Genomic DNA, 13,866 nt, shown 5'->3' with positions numbered 1-13,866 from the left:
CACAACCCGTGCCAATCTTTTCCGACACGGGCAAGCGCTTCGCTCACCCGCGTCTCAGACAATGCTGCCGGCCCGGGTTCGCGCCTGAACGCTCACCCGAGCCCAACTACGACTCTCACCAGCCAATCAATACGGCTCGCCCACGCGCACGATCTTCAGCGTGTTGGTGCCGCCGGCCTGACCCATCGGCTCGCCGACGGTCAGCACCACCATGTCGCCGCGCGACGCGTAACCCTTGCTGACCACGGTTTCCAGCGCCTGCTGCAAGGCCGTGTCGCGGTCGGTGTTGGTGTCGAGATGCAGCGACGTGACGTTGCGGTAGAGCGCCATGGCCCGCTCGCTGCCGACGCGCGGCGTGAGCGCGAAAATCGGCACATGGGTCCAGTGACGCGACATCCACAGCGCCGTCGAGCCGGATTCGGTGAGCGCGACGATCGCCTTGGCACCGAGGTGGAACGCCGTGAACAGCGCGCCCATCGCGATGGACTGGTCGATGCGGGTGAACGTGCGGTCGAGGAAATCCTTGTCGAGTTCCGACTGCTCGGACTTCTCGGCTTCGATACAGATGGCTGCCATCGTTTCGATGGTTTGCACCGGATACTTGCCGGCCGCCGATTCCGCCGACAACATGACCGCGTCCGTGCCGTCCAGCACCGCGTTGGCGACGTCCGACACTTCGGCGCGCGTCGGCACCGGCGCGTAGATCATCGATTCCATCATCTGCGTGGCGGTGATCACGAACTTGTTCGATTCACGCGCCATGCGGATCATGCGCTTTTGCAGCGCCGGCACGGCGGCATTGCCGACTTCCACCGCCAGATCGCCGCGCGCGACCATGATGCCGTCCGACGCGTCGAGAATGCCTTGCAGCGCCGGAATCGCTTCCGCGCGCTCGATCTTGGCGATCATCTTCGGCTTGATGCCATACGGCGCGCCGGCGATATTCGCCAGTTGGCGGGCCATTTCCATGTCGGTGGCGTTCTTCGGGAACGACACGGCCACGAAGTCCACGCCGAGCGACATCGCCGTACGGATGTCTTCCATGTCTTTGGCTGTCAGCGCCGGCGCCGACAAACCGCCGCCCTGGCGATTGATGCCCTTGTTGTTCGAGAGTTCGCCGCCGATCTTCACGATCGTGTGAATCTCGTTGCCGATCACGCGGGCCACGTTCAGCACGATCAGGCCGTCGTTGAGCAGCAGCACGTCGCCGCCCTTCAGGTCGCGCGGCAGATCCTTGTAGTCGAGACCAGCGCGTTGTTCGTTACCGAGTTCGCAGTCGGCGTCGAGAATGAACGGCTCGCCGGCCACCAGCGTGACCTTGCCGTTTTCGAACTTGCCGACCCGAATCTTCGGGCCTTGCAGATCAGCCATGATGGCGACTTCGCGACCGGCCTGGCGAGCCGCCTCGCGCACGAATTCGGCGCGCTGGCGGTGGTCGTCGGCAGTGCCGTGCGAAAAATTGAGTCGCACCACATCGAGTCCTGCCTGAATCATTTGCAGCAGGATTTCCGGCGTGCTGGATGCCGGTCCGATGGTTGCGACAATCTTGGTGGCGCGATGCATGAGTCTCCTCGTCTGGGTGAGATCGCTGGAAAGAGCGCTGCGAGTCGGATGCGGAGGCTGCGCACCGAAAGATGCTGCCGGGGGCGCGCCGGTTGAAACCAGCGTCGCTTTATGGTGTGAAGCGGTGTTCGATACCGGCACGCGAAGTACCGGCGGAGGGGCGAGCGCGACTTCGCCGTCGAGGAGTTCTGCCTGCGCTTCGGCGGTATGTCCCTGGTGGGACGATTCCGCCGGGTCGCTGGCAGTGGTCAACTCCGCGACAGCGGGAGACGAGCCGTTTTCAAGCTGTTGCTGATCGGCCGCCGTTTCGGGCGCGGCCGCTGCGGCGGTGGAGCGTACTGCGCGCTCCCCTGCCGTCGTTGCTGCGGTGCTGCGCGGCTTGTTGCCACGGGCCTTTGCAGACTTTGCCGTTGGGGAGCGCGTCGCCACGTTAAGCCCGCGATTCCAGGACTTCGACGGCGGGCAGCTTCTTGCCTTCGAGGAACTCGAGGAAGGCGCCGCCGCCCGTCGAGATGTAGCTGATCTTGTCGTGGATGCCGTACTTGGCGATGGCCGCGAGCGTGTCGCCGCCGCCTGCGATCGAAAACGCCGACGACTTGGCGATCGCGTCCGCCAATGTCTTCGTGCCGTTGCCGAACTGGTCGAATTCGAACACGCCGACCGGGCCGTTCCATACGATCGTGCCGGCCTTTTCCAGTTGCGAGGCGAGTGTCTTCGCGGTTTCCGGTCCGATGTCGAGGATCATGTCGTCGTCTTGAACGTCGGCCACTGCCTTGATTTCCGCCTTGGCGGTCGGCGAAAATTCTTTGGCCGTGACCACGTCGACGGGAATCGGCACCGACGCGCCGCGCGCCTTGGCGGCTTCGATGATCGCCTTGGCTTCGTCGAGCAGATCGGCTTCGGCCAGCGACTTGCCGATTTTCAGACCGGCGGCCAGCATGAACGTATTGGCGATGCCGCCGCCGACAATCAATTGATCGACCTTGTCGGCCAGCGATTTCAGAATGGTCAGCTTGGTGGACACCTTCGAGCCGGCGACGATCGCCACCAGCGGACGCTTCGGCGCGCCCAGCGCCTTGCCGAGCGCTTCGAGTTCGGCGGCCAGCAGCGGGCCGGCGCAGGCAACGGCCGCGTACTTCGCGATGCCGTGGGTGGTGGCTTCGGCGCGGTGCGCCGTGCCGAATGCGTCGTTCACGTAGATGTCGCAGAGCTTCGCCATTTTCTGCGCGAGCTCGTCGGAATCTTTCTTTTCGCCCTTGTTGACGCGGCAGTTTTCCAGCAGCACGACCTGGCCCGGCGCCACGTTCACGCCGTTTTCGACCCAGTTCGCGACCAGCGGCACGTCGCGGCCGAGCAGGTCGGCGAGGCGCTTCGCGACTGGCGCGAGCGAATCTTCGGGCTTGAACGCGCCTTCGGTGGGACGGCCTAGGTGCGACGTGACCATCACGGCGGCGCCGGCGTCGAGCGCGGCCTTGATGGCCGGCACGGAGGCGCGGATACGGGTGTCTTCGGTGATGTTACCTTGGTCGTCCTGCGGCACGTTCAGATCGGCGCGGATGAACACGCGTTTGCCGGATAGTTTGCCTTCGGCGATCAGATCGGAGAGACGCAATACCTTGTTCATGGGCGTTTGTGTGCGAGTTGATGAGAAGGCGGTGGCGGACGACGCGCTACCAGCCAGCGCAATGAACTCCAGCGCTTCGACATAGCAGCGGCTCCACTGAATCGGGTGCCGGCGGCGAGAGCCGCGGCGGTCGCGCCGTGCACTTGCGCGCTTATCCCGGAAACAGGCATTTTAACTGATCCGCACTGCCTTCTGACCCGCGCCCCGGCGAATGTCCCGTATTTGATGGGCGGACAAGACATGTCGCACTGCAACATTTCCAGCCTGCTCAATCAGACGAAGAGCCGCATCAGCGTGAAGACGATCATTCCGACGACGATCGTGCCTAGCATGGTGCGGCGCCACAAAAACCACGCCAGACCGGCGAGCGTTGCGTAGAACTCGTGGTTGGACGGCGCGAACGACAGGCCGTCGGGCGTTGCCAGCACGTCGGGCAGAACCACGGCAGCCAGCGCCGCGGCCGGTGCGTAGCGCAGCATGCGCTGCACGCGCGCCGGCAGCACGGTGCGTTCGCCACCGATTAGAAACATGGCGCGTGTCACGGTGGTGACGATGGTCATGCCGAAAATGGCGAGCCAGATTTGCGTGGATGTCATCGGGATTCTCCGGCGCGGTTGCGGATACGCCGCAGATCGGCGCGCTCGACCATCAGGTCGGCGGCGCTGCCGGCGAGGATCGCGGCGATGACCGCCAGCGGCAGGCCGAGCCGGTAAGGCAGATCGAAGGCCAGCAGCGCAACGATCCCGGCGATGCTGACCGCCACCAGCGTGGAGCGCGTGGCGATGGCCGACACCATGATGGGCAGCAGGGCGAGCGTGCCCGCGAGCGCGAGCCCCCAGTTGTCGGGGATCAGGCTCGCCAGCAGGATGCCGATGATGGACGACACCTGCCACGAGAGCCAGCTGAACAGCGCCATGCCCCAGTAATACGCTTCCTTGCCCGGCTGATAGCCGGTCGGGAAGCTTTTCTTCAGGAACAGCAGGTAGATCACGTCGCCGTTGAAGTAGCCGAGCAGGATGCGCCGCCACATCGGCAGATACGAAAAATGCGGCGCGAGGCCGACGCTGAAAATGACGAAACGCGTATTGACCATGGCGGCCGTGAGCAGCACCGTCCAGATCGGCAGTTTGGCCGCGAGCAGCGGCAGCACGGCCAGTTGCGACGACCCGGCGTAGCAGAGCAGCGACATGGTGAGCGCCTGCGGCAGCGTGAGCACCGACTTGCTCATGGCGACGCCGGTCACGAGCCCCCACGAGAAGATCGCCATCAGGGTGGGCGAATAGGCACGCGCACCTTCGAGGAAGGCGCGGCGATCGGTATCTGACAGGCGAGCGAGCATGAGACGAAGCGCATGGGCGCATTGCGGCGCCACGACGATGGGAAGTCGGCGCCAGGTCTTCAAGCACCCGCTGGCGCATCCGGATATGAATTATGTGTGCGCCGAATTATAGCGCCGGGCATGCGGCCAAATGCCCGTTTCGTGTGCAAAAGACGCTAAAATAACGGACTTCAACCTACACCTCAAAAGAAAACGCCGGGCTGTCCCAGGTTTTCTTTCCCGTCGGGAGCCTGGCGCGTAGCGGCAGGTTTGAGGGCATTCACACATTCCCGCTGGAGAATCGTATGTCAATGGCCGACCGCGACGGCAAGATCTGGATGGATGGCAAGCTCATCGACTGGCGCGACGCCAAGATCCATGTGCTCACCCATACCCTGCACTACGGCATGGGCGTTTTCGAAGGCGTGCGCGCCTACAAGACGGCCGACGGCGGCACCGCGATCTTCCGTCTGCAGGAGCACACCAAGCGTCTGCTGAACTCGGCCAAGATCTTCCAGATGGACGTGCCGTTCGACCATGAAACGCTCGCCGCCGCGCAATGCGAAGTGGTCCGCGAAAACAAGCTCGAATCGTGCTATCTGCGCCCGATCATCTGGGTCGGTTCGGAAAAGCTCGGCGTGTCGGCCAAGGGCAACACCATCCACGTGGCGATCGCGGCATGGCCGTGGGGCGCCTACCTCGGCGAAGACGGCCTCGCCAAGGGCATCCGCGTGAAAACCTCGTCGTTCACGCGCCATCACGTGAACGTGTCCATGGTCCGCGCCAAGGCGTCGGGCTGGTACGTCAACTCGATCCTCGCGAACCAGGAAGCCATCGCCGACGGTTACGACGAAGCGCTGCTGCTCGACGTCGACGGCTACGTATCCGAAGGTTCGGGCGAAAACTTCTTCCTCGTGAACAACGGCAAGCTGTACACGCCGGATCTGTCCTCGTGCCTCGACGGCATCACGCGCGACACGGTCATCACGCTGGCGCGCGACGCGGGCATCCAGGTCATCGAAAAGCGCATCACGCGCGACGAGGTCTACACCTGCGACGAAGCCTTCTTCACCGGCACCGCCGCTGAAGTGACGCCCATCCGCGAACTCGACAACCGCACGATCGGCTCGGGCGCTCGCGGCCCGATCACGGAAAAGCTGCAAGCCGGCTTCTTCGACATCGTGAACGGCAAGAGCGAAAAATACGCGCACTGGCTCACCAAGATCTAACGCACGCTGCGCCGTCCGGTGCCGATGGCATCGAGCGGCGTAACGCACGCACCCTGCATACAACGAGAACGTCCCATGAGCGAAATCAAGGAAATGCCGCTGGTCGAACTGTCGGCAAAAGACCTGCCGGCGTACTGCCCGAACCCGGCCATGGCGCGCTGGAGCGCGCATCCGCGCGTCTTTATCGACGTCACGCACGGCGAAGCGCGCTGCCCGTATTGCGGCACGCGTTACAAGTTGCGCGACGGCGAAGTCGTTCGCGGTCATTGAGCGCACACGTTGGGTCACTAACTGAGCGCTGATCGCTTGCAGCGCACTGCCGCGATTCGCCGGCTGCCCGGTTCGCCCTTGCTGGGCGCGCCGGCCCGCAGCCCGTTCCCTTTTACCTATCCGAACGTCACGCCCATAAATGGCGCGGCGTTTCGTTTCGACACCGGACACTCACTCTGATGCGTCGCGCGTTGGTTATCGCACCGAACTGGATCGGTGACGCATTGATGGCGCAGCCGCTTTTTGCGCGCCTCGTGAAATTGCATCCGCGCATCGTGATCGACGCGGTCGCGCCCTCGTGGGTTGCGCCCGTGCTCGAACGCATGCCTGAAATCCGCGACGTCTACGCGACCGATCTGGCGCACGGCAAGCTGCAGATGCTGCGCCGCTGGCAACTGTCGAGCGACTTGCGCGACGTCGGCTACGACGCGGCCTACGTGCTGCCGAATTCGCTCAAATCGGCGCTGATTCCGTGGATGGCCGGCATCCGGCTGCGCATCGGCTATACCGGCGAGAGCCGCTACGGCCTGCTGAACGTGCGGCATGCGAATCCGCGCAAGGACGAGCGTCCGCCGATGGTCGGCCATTACGCCGCCCTCGCCTACGCGCCCGGCGCCAAGGTTCCCGACGACCTGCCCATGCCGCGCCTCGACGCCGACCTGAACGAAGCGTCGCGCGTCTCGGCGCGCTTCAATCTCGATACGCGCGTGCCGCTGCTGGTGTTCTGCCCCGGCGCCGAATACGGCCCGGCCAAGCGTTGGCCGCCGGAGCATTTCGCCGCGCTGGCGCAAATGGTCGGACAGTCGTTCCCGTACACGCAGATCGTCGCGCTCGGTTCGCCCAAAGACGCGCCGCTCGCGCAGGCCATCGCCGAAAAGGCGCCGAACGTGCGCAACCTGTGCGGTCAGACCGCGCTGGGCGAAGCCTGCGCGCTGATCTCGCGAGCCAACGCGGTCGTCACCAACGACTCCGGCCTGATGCACGTGGCCGCGGCGCTGCGCCGGCCGCTGGTGGCGGTGTACGGTTCGACCGATCCGCGCCACACGCCGCCCTTGTCGGAGCTTGCGAAGGTACAATGGCTTCATCTCGAATGTAGCCCCTGTTTCGAGCGCGAGTGTCCGCTCGGGCATCTGAACTGCCTGAAGCAACTGAGCGCCGAGCAGGTGTTCGGCGATCTGCGCGGCATGCTGCTGGCGCAACGCTGACCGGCTCACATTCGCGCGCAACACCTAGCACGCAACACCGCACGCTTCTGAGCGCGTCGCGTCATGTTTGCGCCTCGCGGCGCGGGCATGCTCGCGTTCAGAAGCGATCGTCCGGTGCGCCGGACTGTCACCCTGACCGCTGCCCCGCAACCGCGCGCCGCGCACAAGAGACCGACGAGCCATGCCACGTTTTGCCCATATCTTCGAAGCCGCCGCCGACACGCTGAACGCCTATTACCAGGCGGTCGCCGAAGTGAATATCGACAGCTTGATGGGCCTGTGGATCGACGAAGAATTCGTCAGCTGCATTTGCGCCGACGGCTCGCACCTGCACGGCCTGGACAGCATTCGCGCCGGCTTGCAGATCCAGCTCGAAGCCGCGCCCGTCTCGATCGAACCGCTCGATATCCGTGTCTACGACAGCCTCGGCACAGTCGTCTACGCAATCGCCGAAGCGCACCGCCCAGCCGACCCGAAGGCCGCGCCGAACATGGTCTTCACCACGTACGTCATGGTCCACGAGCGCGGCGAATGGCGTATCGCGCACATTCACGCTAGCCCGATGCCGAACGAAACCGCCAGCCAGTTCGCCACCAAGATGCGGCACGGCCAGGGCTCGCTGCACTGACACGCGCTTGTCGTATCGGGTTTTCTGTCCGTTTTAATTTTTGCGTAGATGCAGCATGAGCACGCCCCGCAGGCACGATGAATCCGCTTCCTCCGGCGCGGCGCGCGCGGCCGCCGCCGTCGAGGCGGCTGTCGATCTACTCTATCGCGCGCCGCTCTGGTTGCCGAACCGTCACGTGCAGACCATCGTGCCGTCGCTGTTCGCGCGGCGTCCGGCCGTGAGTTTCCAGCGCGAGCGCTGGAACACGCCCGACGGCGACTTCATCGATCTCGACTGGGTCGTGCACGACGGCCAGACCGTCGGCCCGTCCGCCTCGCCTGCCTCGCCGCCACAACTTCCCGCGCCCGACGCGCCGCTGTTCGTGCTGTTTCACGGTCTCGAAGGAAGCTCGGGCTCGCACTACGCGGCCACGCTGATGTCCGCCGCGCGCGAGTATGGCTGGCATGGCGTGGTCCCGCACTTTCGCAGCTGCAGCGGCGAGCTGAATCTGCTGCCGCGCTTCTATCATCTGGCCGACAGCAACGAAGTCGACTGGGTGTTGCGGCGCCTGCGCGCCGCGCATCGCGGTCCGATCGTGGCGGCCGGCGTTTCGCTCGGCGGCAACGTGCTGCTGCGCTGGCTCGGCGAGCGGCGCGAAGACGCGGCGTCGGTCATCTCGGCGGCCGCGGCGGTGTCGACGCCGATCGACGTGCACGCCGGCGGTCGCGCGCTGTCGCAAGGTTTCGGCATGGTCTATACGCGCAGCTTCCTCAAAACGCTGAAGCAGAAGGCCGACCAGAAGCTGGTGCAGTTTCCCGGCCTGTTCGATCGCAACGCCATGCTCGCGAGCCGCACGATGTACGAGTTCGACAACGTGGTCACCGCGCCGCTGCACGGCTTCCGCAATACCGACGACTACTGGAGCAGCGCGACCACGCGGCCTCTGCTGCCGGGCATCGCCGTGCCGACGCTGGTGCTGAACGCCCGCAACGACCCGTTTCTGCCCGCCGAAGTGTTGCCGTCCCGGCACGAGGTGTCGGCTGCGGTGGAACTCGATCAACCCAAACACGGCGGTCACGCCGGTTTTATGACCGGACCGTTCCCCGGCCGCATCGACTGGCTGTCGCGGCGCGTATTCGGCTATCTGGAGCGACACGTCGATCATGGATGACATCGTCAGGCAGGCGCTGGCCAAGTGGCCCAACGTGCCGAGTTGCACCGGCTGGCTGCTGCTCGACCGGCGCGGCAACTGGCGCATGCGCGACGAAGCGGCACAGGCGAGCGGCGCGCTCGGCGAACCGATCCGGCACGAAGCCTTGCTCGGCTTCATCAACCGCAATTACGACGCCGACGAACTCGGCCAGTGGTTCTTTCAGAACGGCCCGCAGCGGGTGTACGTCGAACTCGCTTATACGCCGTGGGTGGTGCGCCTGTCCGCCGATTCGCAGGCCGCGCTTTCGCTGACCGATCAGGCCGGCGGCGCGTTCGAGCCCTCGGCCGTCTTTATCGACGACGAAGGCGGCATTCTGTTCGCCGACCGCGCCACGCCCCCGCGAATCGCGGTGCTGCACGATCACGATCTCGACGTGTTTTCCGAGCACGCCGAGATTGCCGACGACAGCGCGGCGAGCGGCACGTTTTCATGGCACGGCCAGGTGCTGCCGCTCCGGGCCGTACGGCGCGCGGACGTGGCTGAACGCTTCGGCTTCGTGGCAAGTCCGGCTGCTAAAGCCGCCGGCAATCCCGCCGGGTGATTCCGTCGGCGCCGATCCGGCGCTAGCTTTTCTCTTCCTGCCGCTCTTCCTGGTAGCGGTTTTCCATCTCGTGCAGCCTGGCGTCGACCGTCGCCAGATCGTAATAGCCGATCGTCTTGAGGTCGCGGGCTTCCTTCAGTTGCCGGATCGCGGAAGGCCACGCGCCTTCGAGCGCGAACTTCTCCGCCAGCGCGCGATGTTGCGTCAGGGCGTCGCCGCTGCCCGCGCTGGCCTGCGCGAGATAGAGCCACCAGTCGGGCTGATCGGGATGCGTTTGCGTCTCTTTCCTGGCCAGCTTCTGTGCTTCGCTGAACCGGCGCAGCGTCAGCAGGGTTCGAATGTGCATGTCGATGGCCGCGTTTGACTGCGGCCAGCGGCGTTGCGCCAGATCGGCGAGACGCGCCGCTTCGTCGTCGCGTCCGGCGCGGCGCGCGATGTCGGCGGCCAGCACGTCGAGGCTCGGCGAACTGGTGGTGGCGTCGCCTTCGCTGCGCTCGGCGGAGGCGAACGCGTTACGCGCGGACGCCAGCGTGGCCGCCGCGTCGTCGTAACGTTCGAGCAGCATCTGCCCGAACGCGATGCCGTACCAGTTGGCCGCCACGTTCACCGCCGTGCGATCTTCGATTTCCGAGCGCAGCCGGGAAATCTCGTCCGCGTATTCGCTGCGCGAGCGATCCTGCAACAGGCGCGCCCTCGCCCGCACAAAGCCATATTCCGACGACTGTCGCGGCTGCCGGTAAGGCGAACGACGCGCGCGATCTTCCATATCGGCGATACGCTCGCCGGTCAGCGGGTGCGTGCGCGCATAGGCCGGGATGCCGGCATCGCTCATCGCCGCGCGGTCGAGACGGCCGAAGAACGTCGCCATGGCATACGGGTCGTAGCCGGCGCCGGCGAGCAGCAGAAAGCCGACGCGGTCCGCTTCGTGTTCCGCCGAACGGGAAAAGCGTAGCTGGTTATCCACGGCGTACGCCTGACCGCCGATCGCAATCGCGCTGCCGAGGTCGCCGCTATGCGCGAGCACACCCGCCAGCACGCCGAACAGCAACGCGGCGATCGCGGCGTAACCACTGTGCTCGCCCGTCGTGATCATGCGCGAGATGTGTCGCTGCAAGACGTGTCCCATCTCGTGCGCCAGCACCGACGCCAGTTCGGATTCGGTCTGCGTCGTGACGATCAAACCCGTATTCACGCCGATGAAACCGCCCGGCAACGAGAACGCGTTGATCTGCGCATCGCGCACGGCAAACAGGTCGAAATCGGGACGATATCCGCCGATGTACTGGGCGCTCGCCGCCGCCGAGAGTTTGGCGGCAATCGAGTTGAGGTAGTCGCGTACCAGCCAGTCGTCGAGATAGTCGGGATCGCGGCGCAACTCGCGCATGACGCGCTCGCCGAGTTTGCGCTCGGCTTGCGGCGTCAGCGAACTGGAGCCGCCGTTGCCGAGATCGGGCAACTGCTGCGTGACGATCGGCGCCCGCCAACCCGTATTCGCGCCCGACTGACCGGAAAAGCGGCTCTGCGCGCCGCCGTACACGCCGAACACACCTTGCGCGATGTCAGGCGGGACGAGCGGATCGGCGTAAGGCTCGGTGGGACCACTTTGCAGCGGCAAGTCGGACTGTGGGAGATTGAGCGCGAGGCTGGTGCCGGGGCTGGTCGCTGAGTTGGCCGAGGAGCCGGCCCGCGATTGCGCGAACGCGCCGGGCGGCGCCATCAGCGCGACGGAGAGCAACGCAGCGAGGATCCGTTTTGAACGCATCGCGAAGTCGGCGAGATCGATAGTGCGAAGTAGTGCAAAGTCGAAAAGCGACACCCGCCGCTCGGACTAAGATAGCGGGCATGGGGCAATTGTAATCATCCCGGCCCGCCCTGCCACGCTGCTATGATAAGCGCCCCCTGAAGGAGCCCAACCATGCCCGAACTCACTCATTTCGACGCGGCCGGCCAGGCGCATATGGTCGACGTCGGCGGCAAGCAGGAAACCCAGCGCGTGGCTATCGCGCGCGGTTCGATCCGCATGCTGCCGGACACCTTCGCGCTGATTCGCGACGGCAACGCAAAAAAGGGCGACGTGATCGGCATCGCGCGCATCGCCGCGATCCAGGGCGCGAAGCGCACCGCCGATCTGATCCCGCTTTGCCATCCGCTGGCGCTGACGCGCGTCAAGGTGGACTTCGAACTCGACGAAACGCTGCCCGGCGTGCACTGCACGGTTCAGGTGGAAACGTTCGGCCGGACCGGTGTCGAGATGGAAGCGCTGACCGCCGTGCAGGTGGGTCTGCTGACGGTGTACGACATGTGCAAGGCGGTGGATCGCGGCATGACCATCACCGATGTGCGCGTGCTGGAGAAGCACGGCGGGAAGTCGGGGGATTGGGTGGCGAGCTAATAGCCCACCACCTCATGTTCAGGCAGACGGCACACGAAGCGCGTCAATCTTCGTCGCTGTCGTCGTCCTGATTGACATCGCCGGGCACCGCGCCGTAACGCTTCACCAGTTCGGCCTTGAAGCCGGCAAGCGTCTTCTGCTCGTCGCACAACTCGTACAGATAGCTCAGCTGCGAGGGCCAGTCGTTCAACTCCAGCGCGAAGATTTTCAGGCGCTCGACGGTATCGAATGCACCCGCCGTGTCGCCGCCCAAAGCCTGCAAGACGGCATAGCGGCGCAGCACGGTTTCACCCGGCAACAGGGCCATCGCCTGCTTGTGCATGTCGAGCTTGTGCTGAAGATCGGTCGAACTCATCGGCAGCAGCGTCGCAAGACCGTACTCGCCCCACGCCTGGAAGAGGAACGAAGGATCGGCGCGATACTGCTCGGCGGGACGCGAGCCGTAGTACAGCACTTCGGCGCGCGCATAATCGCGATACACCGGATACAGCGCAGCGATACCGCCGAACACCACCACCGCAAACACGCCGAACGACAGACGCGCCGGCACGAGACGCAACGGCCGCGTTTCGAGCAGACCGAATATGAACATGGCCGGCAGCAGGAAGAACATGTACTGCTGCGGATATTCCACCAATGCGTGCATCACCAGCACGCCGATCAGCGCAATCCCGAACACACGTGCCGCGCTCTGCGGCGCACGCACCACGCGCACCAGCCACGCGATCAATCCGAGCAGCACGATGGCGAGACCGATCAACCCGGTCTTGGCCAGCAGGTCGATGAAGATGTCGTGCGAGTTGTTGGCGATTTCCACGCCACCGAGCGTCTTCGCATACGCGTACTGGTAGCTCGGGAATTCGCCCCAACCCACGCCGAGCAGCGGATGCGTCCTGAACATCGTCCAACCGTACTTCCACAGCGCGAGGCGCGGCGCAATCTGACCGGCGTCCTTGAAACGCTCGGCGGCCGACTGACCGAGTTCGAGGTGATAGCGCACGTTGGCCCAGCGGATCAGCGCATTGACCACGACGAACAGAATCGCCACGGCGATCGGAATCAGCCATTCGCGATTGCTTCGACGCAGAAGCGGCTGGCTGCGCGTCTGTGCGAACGCCATCCAGAAGCCCGCGACGACGATCACGCCCATCTGCAACCACGGTCCGCGTGACACGGTCAACGCGAGGCCGATCGCGAAGATGGTCGACACGAGCAGCCAGACGGCCACGGCGATCTTGCGCGTCTGCACGAGGAACATGGCACCGGCCATCGCGAACGCAATGTAGGTCGCCAGGTGATTGGCCTGCGCCATATTGCCGAACGGCCGGCGCTCGACGGTCACGTTGTACGCCACCACCAGCGGCGACACACGCGTTTCGAGGTGAAACAACTGGATGACCTGGCAGAACACGGCAAACAGTCCGCCCACGATCAACGCACCCGCGGCCCAGCGCAGCGCGGTCTCGTTGAGCTTGGCGCGCGTGAATCCATAACCGGCGTGCGTCGCCATGAAGGCGGCCAGCAGATAGCCACCGCCGAGCCAGTTCATCGACGGCTGCGTGACCGGCAGCAATACCGACTGCGCGATCAGAACGAGACCGAACAGCAAGGGCACCAGCGCTACCAGCGGCGACGCGAACGTCATCCGCGGCTTTGCGCTGACAAACAGGAACACGACACCCGCACCCGTCAGCAGATGAAGCGCGAGCGCTGTGAATTCAGCGTAGAAAGTCGGAATCGGATACGTGTGGTTGACGACTGCATAAGGCAGCACCAACGCGAGAACCAGCAGAATGAGTGAAAGGTAGCGCGCGAATGGGGTGGGCATCGAGTAACCGGTGGGCGTCAGCAACCGGCGCACTATACAAAAAAATCCTTCTGCTGTGCGCCGGCTGGGCCGAAAT

General features: G+C 64.8%; 13 protein-coding genes. 7 read left to right on the top strand and 6 right to left on the bottom strand.

Annotated elements, in window-relative coordinates; genetic code table 11:
• Nucleotides 1–126: 126 nt before the first annotated feature.
• The 4 genes from pyk to P3T18_RS27845 form a co-directional block, all read right to left on the bottom strand.
• Nucleotides 127–1,563 (bottom strand): pyruvate kinase, encoded by a 1,437-nt coding sequence (pyk, locus tag P3T18_RS27860; RefSeq protein WP_429303179.1) that lies wholly within the window; start codon nucleotides 1,561–1,563, stop codon nucleotides 127–129.
• A gap of 430 nt (nucleotides 1,564–1,993) precedes the next feature.
• Entirely contained in the window at nucleotides 1,994–3,187 is a 1,194-nt protein-coding gene (locus P3T18_RS27855; protein ID WP_429303178.1) for a phosphoglycerate kinase, read from the bottom strand.
• A 272-nt stretch (nucleotides 3,188–3,459) separates the two neighbouring features.
• On the bottom strand, nucleotides 3,460–3,783 hold the full coding sequence (locus P3T18_RS27850; protein WP_429303177.1) for an AzlD domain-containing protein: 324 nt from the start codon (nucleotides 3,781–3,783) through the stop codon (nucleotides 3,460–3,462).
• Nucleotides 3,780–4,526, bottom strand: a complete 747-nt coding sequence (locus P3T18_RS27845) for an AzlC family ABC transporter permease (protein ID WP_429303176.1) — start codon at nucleotides 4,524–4,526, stop codon at nucleotides 3,780–3,782. Before P3T18_RS27845 ends, P3T18_RS27850 begins: the two co-directional genes overlap by 4 nt.
• 284 nt (nucleotides 4,527–4,810) lie before the next feature.
• Here P3T18_RS27845 and P3T18_RS27840 point away from each other — a divergent pair, with 284 nt between their 5' ends.
• From P3T18_RS27840 to P3T18_RS27815, 6 genes are all read left to right on the top strand, one after another.
• The gene (locus P3T18_RS27840) at nucleotides 4,811–5,734 is read left to right on the top strand and encodes a branched-chain amino acid transaminase (protein WP_429303175.1); all 924 of its coding nucleotides are present in this window, start codon (nucleotides 4,811–4,813) and stop codon (nucleotides 5,732–5,734) included.
• Between the two features lie 75 nt (nucleotides 5,735–5,809).
• Nucleotides 5,810–6,004 carry a zinc-finger domain-containing protein gene (locus tag P3T18_RS27835; RefSeq protein WP_408494021.1) on the top strand — a complete coding sequence of 65 codons (195 nt, stop codon included), beginning with the start codon at nucleotides 5,810–5,812 and terminating at the stop codon, nucleotides 6,002–6,004.
• Nucleotides 6,005–6,183: 179 nt separating this feature from the next.
• The gene (gene waaF, locus P3T18_RS27830; protein WP_429303174.1) at nucleotides 6,184–7,209 is read left to right on the top strand and encodes a lipopolysaccharide heptosyltransferase II; all 1,026 of its coding nucleotides are present in this window, start codon (nucleotides 6,184–6,186) and stop codon (nucleotides 7,207–7,209) included.
• Between the two features lie 181 nt (nucleotides 7,210–7,390).
• Nucleotides 7,391–7,837 (top strand): nuclear transport factor 2 family protein, encoded by a 447-nt coding sequence (locus P3T18_RS27825; RefSeq protein WP_429303173.1) that lies wholly within the window; start codon nucleotides 7,391–7,393, stop codon nucleotides 7,835–7,837.
• 55 nt (nucleotides 7,838–7,892) lie between these two features.
• Nucleotides 7,893–8,987, top strand: coding sequence for a YheT family hydrolase (locus tag P3T18_RS27820; RefSeq protein WP_429303172.1), 1,095 nt, complete (start codon nucleotides 7,893–7,895; stop codon nucleotides 8,985–8,987).
• Nucleotides 8,980–9,570, top strand: coding sequence for a DUF2946 family protein (locus P3T18_RS27815; protein WP_429303171.1), 591 nt, complete (start codon nucleotides 8,980–8,982; stop codon nucleotides 9,568–9,570). Before P3T18_RS27820 ends, P3T18_RS27815 begins: the two co-directional genes overlap by 8 nt.
• A gap of 22 nt (nucleotides 9,571–9,592) precedes the next feature.
• Here P3T18_RS27815 and P3T18_RS27810 read toward each other — a convergent pair whose 3' ends face one another.
• A complete protein-coding gene (locus P3T18_RS27810; RefSeq protein ID WP_429303170.1) occupies nucleotides 9,593–11,332 on the bottom strand; it encodes a M48 family metalloprotease in 1,740 nt (579 codons plus the stop codon).
• 153 nt (nucleotides 11,333–11,485) lie between these two features.
• Here P3T18_RS27810 and moaC point away from each other — a divergent pair, with 153 nt between their 5' ends.
• Nucleotides 11,486–11,962 carry a cyclic pyranopterin monophosphate synthase MoaC gene (gene moaC / locus P3T18_RS27805; RefSeq protein ID WP_429303169.1) on the top strand — a complete coding sequence of 159 codons (477 nt, stop codon included), beginning with the start codon at nucleotides 11,486–11,488 and terminating at the stop codon, nucleotides 11,960–11,962.
• Between the two features lie 43 nt (nucleotides 11,963–12,005).
• Here moaC and P3T18_RS27800 read toward each other — a convergent pair whose 3' ends face one another.
• Nucleotides 12,006–13,790: a PglL family O-oligosaccharyltransferase gene (locus tag P3T18_RS27800; protein ID WP_429303168.1), complete on the bottom strand. Its 1,785-nt coding sequence runs from the start codon at nucleotides 13,788–13,790 to the stop codon at nucleotides 12,006–12,008.
• Between the last annotated feature and the right edge of the window lie 76 nt (nucleotides 13,791–13,866).

It is taken from the genome of Paraburkholderia sp. GAS199 (assembly GCF_050436585.1).
GTDB lineage: Bacteria > Pseudomonadota > Gammaproteobacteria > Burkholderiales > Burkholderiaceae > Paraburkholderia.
Note: the sequence above shows the minus strand (reverse complement) of the source record. Positions and strands in the feature narration are given on the sequence as shown.

Coding starts and splice junctions, on each gene's coding strand:
- pyk (WP_429303179.1), bottom strand. CDS start 1,563: ATGCATCGCGCCACCAAGATTGTCGCAACCATCGGACCGGCATCCAGC.
- P3T18_RS27855 (WP_429303178.1), bottom strand. CDS start 3,187: ATGAACAAGGTATTGCGTCTCTCCGATCTGATCGCCGAAGGCAAACTA.
- P3T18_RS27850 (WP_429303177.1), bottom strand. CDS start 3,783: ATGACATCCACGCAAATCTGGCTCGCCATTTTCGGCATGACCATCGTC.
- P3T18_RS27845 (WP_429303176.1), bottom strand. CDS start 4,526: ATGCTCGCTCGCCTGTCAGATACCGATCGCCGCGCCTTCCTCGAAGGT.
- P3T18_RS27840 (WP_429303175.1), top strand. CDS start 4,811: ATGTCAATGGCCGACCGCGACGGCAAGATCTGGATGGATGGCAAGCTC.
- P3T18_RS27835 (WP_408494021.1), top strand. CDS start 5,810: ATGAGCGAAATCAAGGAAATGCCGCTGGTCGAACTGTCGGCAAAAGAC.
- waaF (WP_429303174.1), top strand. CDS start 6,184: ATGCGTCGCGCGTTGGTTATCGCACCGAACTGGATCGGTGACGCATTG.
- P3T18_RS27825 (WP_429303173.1), top strand. CDS start 7,391: ATGCCACGTTTTGCCCATATCTTCGAAGCCGCCGCCGACACGCTGAAC.
- P3T18_RS27820 (WP_429303172.1), top strand. CDS start 7,893: ATGAGCACGCCCCGCAGGCACGATGAATCCGCTTCCTCCGGCGCGGCG.
- P3T18_RS27815 (WP_429303171.1), top strand. CDS start 8,980: ATGGATGACATCGTCAGGCAGGCGCTGGCCAAGTGGCCCAACGTGCCG.
- P3T18_RS27810 (WP_429303170.1), bottom strand. CDS start 11,332: ATGCGTTCAAAACGGATCCTCGCTGCGTTGCTCTCCGTCGCGCTGATG.
- moaC (WP_429303169.1), top strand. CDS start 11,486: ATGCCCGAACTCACTCATTTCGACGCGGCCGGCCAGGCGCATATGGTC.
- P3T18_RS27800 (WP_429303168.1), bottom strand. CDS start 13,790: ATGCCCACCCCATTCGCGCGCTACCTTTCACTCATTCTGCTGGTTCTC.